This is a genomic window from Bacillus cereus group sp. BfR-BA-01379 (genome assembly GCF_022663605.1).
Taxonomy (GTDB): Bacteria; Bacillota; Bacilli; order Bacillales; family Bacillaceae_G; genus Bacillus_A; species Bacillus_A mobilis.
Genome location: NZ_JAKUFT010000135.1, coordinates 1 through 6,440, shown reverse-complemented (window position 1 = coordinate 6,440; position 6,440 = coordinate 1). Strand labels below are relative to the sequence as shown.

Below are 6,440 nucleotides of genomic sequence, written 5' to 3'. Positions count from 1 at the left end.
GTGGTCCAATATCACTTTGTGCTATGGCTGGATCTAACGTTGCCAAACTGCCTAGAGTAACGCCCATAACAAGGTGAGTGGCTGTGTCCATAGAAATACACCTCCGTTTTTTTATTAATGTAACTCTTTTTATTCGATACCTCAAGTCCTTTGCCTTCTATTTCCTATGTCATCTTACTTAAATTTTTTCCTAAAATCTTTATAATAGTACTTATATGCAAAAAAATGAGGGGGATCAAGTTTGACACTTGAAATATTAAATAATTTTAACATAGAGCAGTTTCAAAATGATTTAATTGGTTGGTTTGAAAAAGAGCAACGCGACTTACCGTGGCGTAAAAATAAAGATCCATACCGCGTCTGGGTTTCAGAAATTATGTTGCAGCAAACAAGGGTAGAAGCTGTAAAACCATATTACGCGAATTTTATGGGGAAGTTTCCTACTCTAGAAGCTTTGGCAAACGCTGATGATGAAGAAGTGTTAAAGGCATGGGAAGGTTTAGGGTATTATTCTAGGGCACGTAATTTACATGCGGCTGTAAAAGAAGTAAAAGAAGTATATGGCGGGATCGTACCGAGTGATGTAAAGAAAATCGAAAAATTAAAAGGAGTCGGACCCTATACAAAAGGTGCTATTTTAAGTATCGCATATGGTATACCAGAGCCGGCAGTTGATGGAAATGTTATGCGTGTATTATCTCGTATTTTATCAGTATGGGATGACATTGCAAAACCGAAAACTAGAAAAGTGTTTGAAGAGATTGTACGTGAAATTATTTCGGCTGAAAACCCATCTTATTTTAATCAAGGTTTGATGGAATTAGGTGCATTGATTTGTATTCCAAAAAATCCATCTTGCTTACTTTGTCCTGTACGTGAGCATTGCCGAGGATATGCTGAAGGTGTTCAAAAGGAGTTACCAGTAAAAAGTAAAGCCAAGGCTCCGACAATGGTACCGATTGTTGCAGGGGTGCTTCAAACGGAAGATGGTCGTTACGTCATTAATAAACGCCCAAGTACCGGGTTGTTAGCTAACATGTGGGAGTTTCCAAATGCTGAACTTGGTGAAGGTATTCGGAATCAGAAAGAGCAACTTACAGATTATATGAAAGAAAAATTCGAGCTCTCGATTTCTATTGAAGAATACGCGATGAATGTACAACATACGTTTACACATCGCACTTGGGATATATTCGTATTTTACGGAAAAGTAACTGGTGATATTGTTGAAACAGATACATTGAAATTTGTATCGAAAGAAGCTTTTGAACAGTTACCTTTCTCTAAATCGCATCGTACGATTTATGAGAGTTGCGTTGAGAAAATTACAATGCAATAAAGTGAAACTTTAATCAGTGGGGGTTTTCTTCATCCCCCACTGATTATCAGCCCTCACCAATTGAACTTTTATGTGCAGCCCGACCCCACCTAAATTCTTTGCTTTCGCTGCATTTTGAGGTGGGGGTCTTACTGCCCATTAAAGCGGGATAAATAAAAAAGTGTTCCCTATATTGGGAACACTTTTTTAATCGTAAGAAATTTTTGTCCCATGAGTCCAACTAGCCTCACCTTCTTGTAAGCCGCCTCTTGTTTCAATTTCTATTACAATTTCTTTGTAAATACTTTGACCTTCTGCATTTAAATAAGGAAGAATCTGTTGTAATGAATGATGAAAATAAGCCAATTCATCTTCTTGCCATTCACTTTTTGAAACCATCGTTAGTTCAGTCATATCGCGTCCTATATACATATTTCCACCTCCATTTTCTATAGTTTGAATGGGTGATGAGAGATATATACAAAATTTTTTCAAAAGAAAATGACGGATAGCTTCTAAAGGAATTGGTTACATTATTGGTTGTGGAGGTGAGAAAGATGAGTAAAAAACAACAAGGTTATAACAAAGCAACTTCTGGTGCTAGCATTCAAAGTGCAAATGCTAGTTATGGTACAGAGTTCGCGACTGAAACAAATGCACAAGCAGTAAAACAAGCAAACGCACAATCAGAGGCAAAGAAAGCGCAAGCTTCTGGTGCACAAAGTGCAAATGCTAGTTATGGTACAGAATTTGCAACTGAAACAGATGTGCATGCTGTACAAAAACAAAATGCAAAATCAGCTGCAAAACAATCACAATCTTCTAGTTCAAATCAGTAACGAAAGAAAAACACTTCTCTAACTCAGGAGAAGTGTTTTCTTTGTGCTTGGGTCATGGTAATGAAAAGAAAGTGAACGACATAACTTCTAATAAGTCAACAAATGTAGTCAAAGGAGAAGGCAGTTAAAGATTAGAAATATGTAATGAGGAATAATAATTGATAAATAAGTCCAAAAGGGGGTAAGTAATGAACGATTTTGATAAGTTGGTAGGAGAGCAATTGGAAACGATGGATGAGTTGTTAAAGTTACAAGCTCATCTAGAAAAGTATCAGCAAATTGAAATGAGCGAAAAGGATACGTGCGATAAAAAGGAATTACATTTTATCCGCCAAGAAATATATAGAACAGAATTAGCGTTAAAACTGTTACATGAGAAATTCGAAGAGCAAACAAATAGTGTGATTCAATCTTTTGAAACTGAAAAAATGATTTCGAATTTAGGATAAGACATATTGTTACCTTCTGGTGAAAGGTCCTTCTTTAGATAGAAATAAGGAAGGGCTTTTTCTATTTCCATTTCCTCGTTTGTAAATCATTCAGCGAAGACCTCGTCTCCTAAGAAGATTAGGGATATGGTATTCAGTATGAAAAATGGAGTCTTGTCGCTTTAGTTTTAAAATTTCGACAAAAAAGTTATAATAGAAAAAAAGTGGATGCAGTTCAAAGGGCATTTGCAGTTGAAAGAAGGGAGCATATATGGGATTTCCCAAAGAAGGAGAAAAAGTACAAATACATAGTTATAAACATAATGGCTCCATTCATAGAATGTGGGAAGAGACAACAATTTTAAAAGGGACACAGAGCCTCGTGATCGGAGCAAATGATCGTACAGTAGTGACAGAATCAGATGGCCGAACATGGATTACTCGTGAACCAGCGATTTGTTATTTTCATGCAAACTATTGGTTTAATGTGATTGGGATGCTAAGGGAAGAGGGAGTATATTATTATTGTAATTTAGGCTCACCTTTTGCATATGATTCTGAAGCATTGAAGTACATTGATTATGATTTAGATATTAAAGTGTATCCAGATATGACATATACGCTTTTAGATGAAGATGAGTATGAAAAGCATAGTCAAATTATGCAGTACCCACCTGTTATTGATACTATTTTAAAACGAAATGTAGCACAATTAACACAATGGATTCATCAGAGAAAAGGGCCATTCGCGCCAGATTTCGTAGATATGTGGTATGAAAGATATTTAATGTACAGAAATTAAAACAAACCTGCAGGGGATTTCCCGGCAGGTTTGTCCTATTAGAGGGGGGATTATGTGCAAGGTATAAAAAGATATTTGCAATTTGTTAAACCATATCGATGGCTTATTGCTATTACGATTATGATTGGTCTAGTTAAATTCGGCATCCCGCTTATTATGCCGTGGTTATTAAAATATATTATCGATGATGTGATTCAAGGCGGAGGGTCACTTCAAGATAAAACATCCCAATTAGTAACAGCTGTTGGGATTGCTTTTTTTATTTTTGCAGTAGTAAGGCCGCCGATTGAATATTATCGTCAATATTTCGCGCAGCGTATCGCGAACACAATACTATATGATTTGCGAAAACATATTTTTGGTCATTTGCAAAAGTTGAGTTTACGCTATTATTCGAATACAAAAACAGGAGAGATTATTTCACGTGTCATTCATGATGTAGAACAAACGAAGGATTTTGTAATTACTGGTTTGATGAATGTTTGGTTAGATACGGCAACAATCGCTATTGCTATTATTGTTATGTTTTCTATGAATGTAAAATTAACATTTGTTGCGCTATTAATTTTACCTATTTATGTAGTGGCAGTGAAATATTTTTTCGGGCGTCTTCGAAAATTGACGAAAGAGCGTTCACAAGCTTTAGCGACGATGCAAGGGTATTTACATGAACGTATTCAAGGGATGCAAGTGACACGTAGCTTTGCATTAGAAGAGTATGAGGGTAAGCAGTTTGAAAAAAGAAATAATGAGTTTTTGACGAAAGCATTAACACATACGAGTTGGACGGCGAGAACATTTTCGGCAGTGAATACGTTAACAGATTTAGGCCCGTTACTTGTGATCGGTTTTGCAGCGTACGAAGTGATTCAGGGGCAATTAACATTAGGGACTATGGTTGCCTTTGTTGGATATATGGATAGCTTGTATAGTCCGCTTCGCCGACTTGTTAATTCTTCTACGACATTAACGCAGTCTTTCGCATCGATGGATCGAGTGTTTGAATTGTTAGATGAGAAATACGATATTGTGAATGTGCCAAGTGCGGTACAAACGAAAAAATTACATGGTGAAGTGATATTTGATAATGTATCTTTTCGTTACAATTCAGATGAAAAAGAGATATTACATAACCTTTCATTAACTATGTTTCCAGGAGAAAAGGTAGCACTTGTAGGAGCAAGTGGGGGAGGGAAGTCATCTCTTGCTAGTTTAATCCCGCGTTTCTATGATGTTTCTTCAGGCGCAGTTTATGTAGATGGGATAGATGTTAGAAAGTATGATATGAGAAATTTACGTAGTCATATTGGAATTGTACTGCAAGATAATTTGTTATTTAGTGATACAATCGGGGCAAATATTTTATATGGAAATCCGAAAGCTACAGAGGAAGAAGTGATTGCAGCTGCCAAAGCTGCGCAAATTCATGATTTTATTATAGAGTTACCCGATGGTTATGATACTGTCGTTGGGGAACGCGGTGTGAAGTTATCTGGTGGACAAAGGCAACGTGTAGCGATTGCACGAGTGTTTCTAAAGAATCCATCGTTACTTATATTAGATGAAGCGACATCCGCTTTAGATTTAGAAAATGAACGGTATATTCAAGAGGCGCTTCAGACGTTAGCTGCTGATCGAACGACGATCATAATCGCACATCGATTGGCGACGATTACGCATGTGGATACGATTATTTATATTGAAGACGGTGAAATTAAAGAAACAGGTTCTCATGAAGAGTTAATGAAAAAAAGAGGGTTTTATTACAATTTATATCAACTTCAACATATAACAGAAACAGCTCCTTTAGCGTAAAAGGAGCTGTTTTCTTTATTCGTCTTCTTTTTTATCTTCGATTTGGAGTTCTGCTTCTGGTTTATGGTATGTGTAGAAGCTATCCACAAGTAAATCTAAATGCTCTACTTCTTCACTATAGTTAATAATGGCAGAAATTAGAGGGAAGAGGTGTAGCCATGTTTTATACGCTTCCTCATCGTCTTTGTTTTGATAATCCATAAAGATATCGATTAATTCTTGTTTACCTGTTTCAACTTCATCAAGCATTTCAACGGATTGTTGTTTTTTTGCTTTACCAATAAATTTTAATAAAACTTGTTCATGATAATGCGTTAATGAATCAAGTTCGTTTTGGATAGATTCCTGAAATTCTTCTGGCATATAGCGCAGTTCATTTTCAGTACGATGTAATGATTTTAGCGTACTTAAAGCACGGCTTGTCGTCGCTAACATTTGTCTGAATAAAACGAGCTTACGAATTTTTGCGAACTGTACTTTTTTCGTGTAGCTTCTTTCTTCTTTATACAGCAAATAGTAATGGTTTAGTTTGATCATTTTTTCTTTCATACGATCAATATCAGTTTTTAGCGTTGTAAAATCAGAAGCTTGCCTGCTATTCATTCGAATCCACTTTACAATTTCTTCTGTATTATCAACGATACGATGATACAATTTTGTTTCGTATTTTGGCGGCATAAACACTAAATTTACAAGTGAAGCCGCAATAATTCCAATCATAATCGTCGCAAAGCGAAGTAAGGCAAAACTGAAGAAATCTTCGCCCTGATACTCCATAATGGCGATAACTGTTACTAAAGCAATTGATATTGTGTTTTCTAATCGTAATTGTAACGTAAGCGCAATTACTAATATACATGTTAATCCAATAATAAAAGGATTATGTCCAAAAGCAGTAGCAAATACGATAGCGAATACCGCGCCAATGACGTTTGCTTGAATTTGCTCAAGAGCAGTTAAATACGAGCGGTATACAGACGGTTGAACAGCGAATATAGCTGAGATCCCCGCAAATACCGGACTCGGTAATTGAAGTAAAATACAAGCAAATAAAGCTAATGTGATGGCAATACCCGTTTTTAAAATGCGAGCACCAAGTTTCATACCCTTAATAAGATCCTTTCTCTTGTCATAATGAATGTACAACATGATACTATACATTCATTACAATATGTTAGCAAGTGATATTTTAGTGACGTTCATAAGAAATTAAGATTCATTTATACTTTTTCCTAATT

At 36.0% G+C, this 6,440-nt stretch carries 7 protein-coding genes; 5 read left to right on the top strand and 2 right to left on the bottom strand.

Features of this window, described 5'->3' with window-relative positions; translation table 11 throughout:
- Positions 1–241 precede the first annotated feature (241 nt).
- On the top strand, positions 242–1,339 hold the full coding sequence (mutY, locus tag MR113_RS26555; protein ID WP_242257408.1) for an A/G-specific adenine glycosylase: 1,098 nt from the start codon (positions 242–244) through the stop codon (positions 1,337–1,339).
- Between the two features lie 186 nt (positions 1,340–1,525).
- Here mutY and MR113_RS26550 read toward each other — a convergent pair whose 3' ends face one another.
- Complete coding sequence (locus MR113_RS26550; RefSeq protein ID WP_061676749.1) at positions 1,526–1,750, bottom strand: hypothetical protein; 225 nt, start codon at positions 1,748–1,750, stop codon at positions 1,526–1,528.
- 125 nt (positions 1,751–1,875) lie between these two features.
- Between MR113_RS26550 and MR113_RS26545 the strand changes: the two genes are divergently transcribed.
- From MR113_RS26545 to MR113_RS26530, 4 genes are all read left to right on the top strand, one after another.
- Positions 1,876–2,157 carry a gamma-type small acid-soluble spore protein gene (locus MR113_RS26545; protein WP_242257407.1) on the top strand — a complete coding sequence of 94 codons (282 nt, stop codon included), beginning with the start codon at positions 1,876–1,878 and terminating at the stop codon, positions 2,155–2,157.
- Between the two features lie 188 nt (positions 2,158–2,345).
- The gene (locus tag MR113_RS26540) at positions 2,346–2,606 is read left to right on the top strand and encodes a YgaB family protein (protein WP_000997582.1); all 261 of its coding nucleotides are present in this window, start codon (positions 2,346–2,348) and stop codon (positions 2,604–2,606) included.
- A 250-nt stretch (positions 2,607–2,856) separates the two neighbouring features.
- Positions 2,857–3,387, top strand: coding sequence for a nucleoside tri-diphosphate phosphatase (gene ntdP / locus MR113_RS26535; protein ID WP_000506626.1), 531 nt, complete (start codon positions 2,857–2,859; stop codon positions 3,385–3,387).
- 54 nt (positions 3,388–3,441) lie between these two features.
- Positions 3,442–5,202 (top strand): ABC transporter ATP-binding protein, encoded by a 1,761-nt coding sequence (locus MR113_RS26530; RefSeq protein ID WP_242257406.1) that lies wholly within the window; start codon positions 3,442–3,444, stop codon positions 5,200–5,202.
- A gap of 15 nt (positions 5,203–5,217) precedes the next feature.
- On the opposite strand, the gene MR113_RS26525 is transcribed toward MR113_RS26530, so the two are convergent.
- Complete coding sequence (locus tag MR113_RS26525; RefSeq protein WP_061676753.1) at positions 5,218–6,306, bottom strand: aromatic acid exporter family protein; 1,089 nt, start codon at positions 6,304–6,306, stop codon at positions 5,218–5,220.
- Positions 6,307–6,440 lie beyond the last annotated feature (134 nt).

What these genes read in the sequence shown, in the direction of transcription:
- ntdP (WP_000506626.1), top strand. Translation starts at nt 2,857, where the DNA reads ATGGGATTTCCCAAAGAAGGAGAAAAAGTACAAATACATAGTTATAAA.
- MR113_RS26525 (WP_061676753.1), bottom strand. Translation starts at nt 6,306, where the DNA reads ATGAAACTTGGTGCTCGCATTTTAAAAACGGGTATTGCCATCACATTA.
- MR113_RS26540 (WP_000997582.1), top strand. Translation starts at nt 2,346, where the DNA reads ATGAACGATTTTGATAAGTTGGTAGGAGAGCAATTGGAAACGATGGAT.
- MR113_RS26545 (WP_242257407.1), top strand. Translation starts at nt 1,876, where the DNA reads ATGAGTAAAAAACAACAAGGTTATAACAAAGCAACTTCTGGTGCTAGC.
- MR113_RS26550 (WP_061676749.1), bottom strand. Translation starts at nt 1,750, where the DNA reads ATGTATATAGGACGCGATATGACTGAACTAACGATGGTTTCAAAAAGT.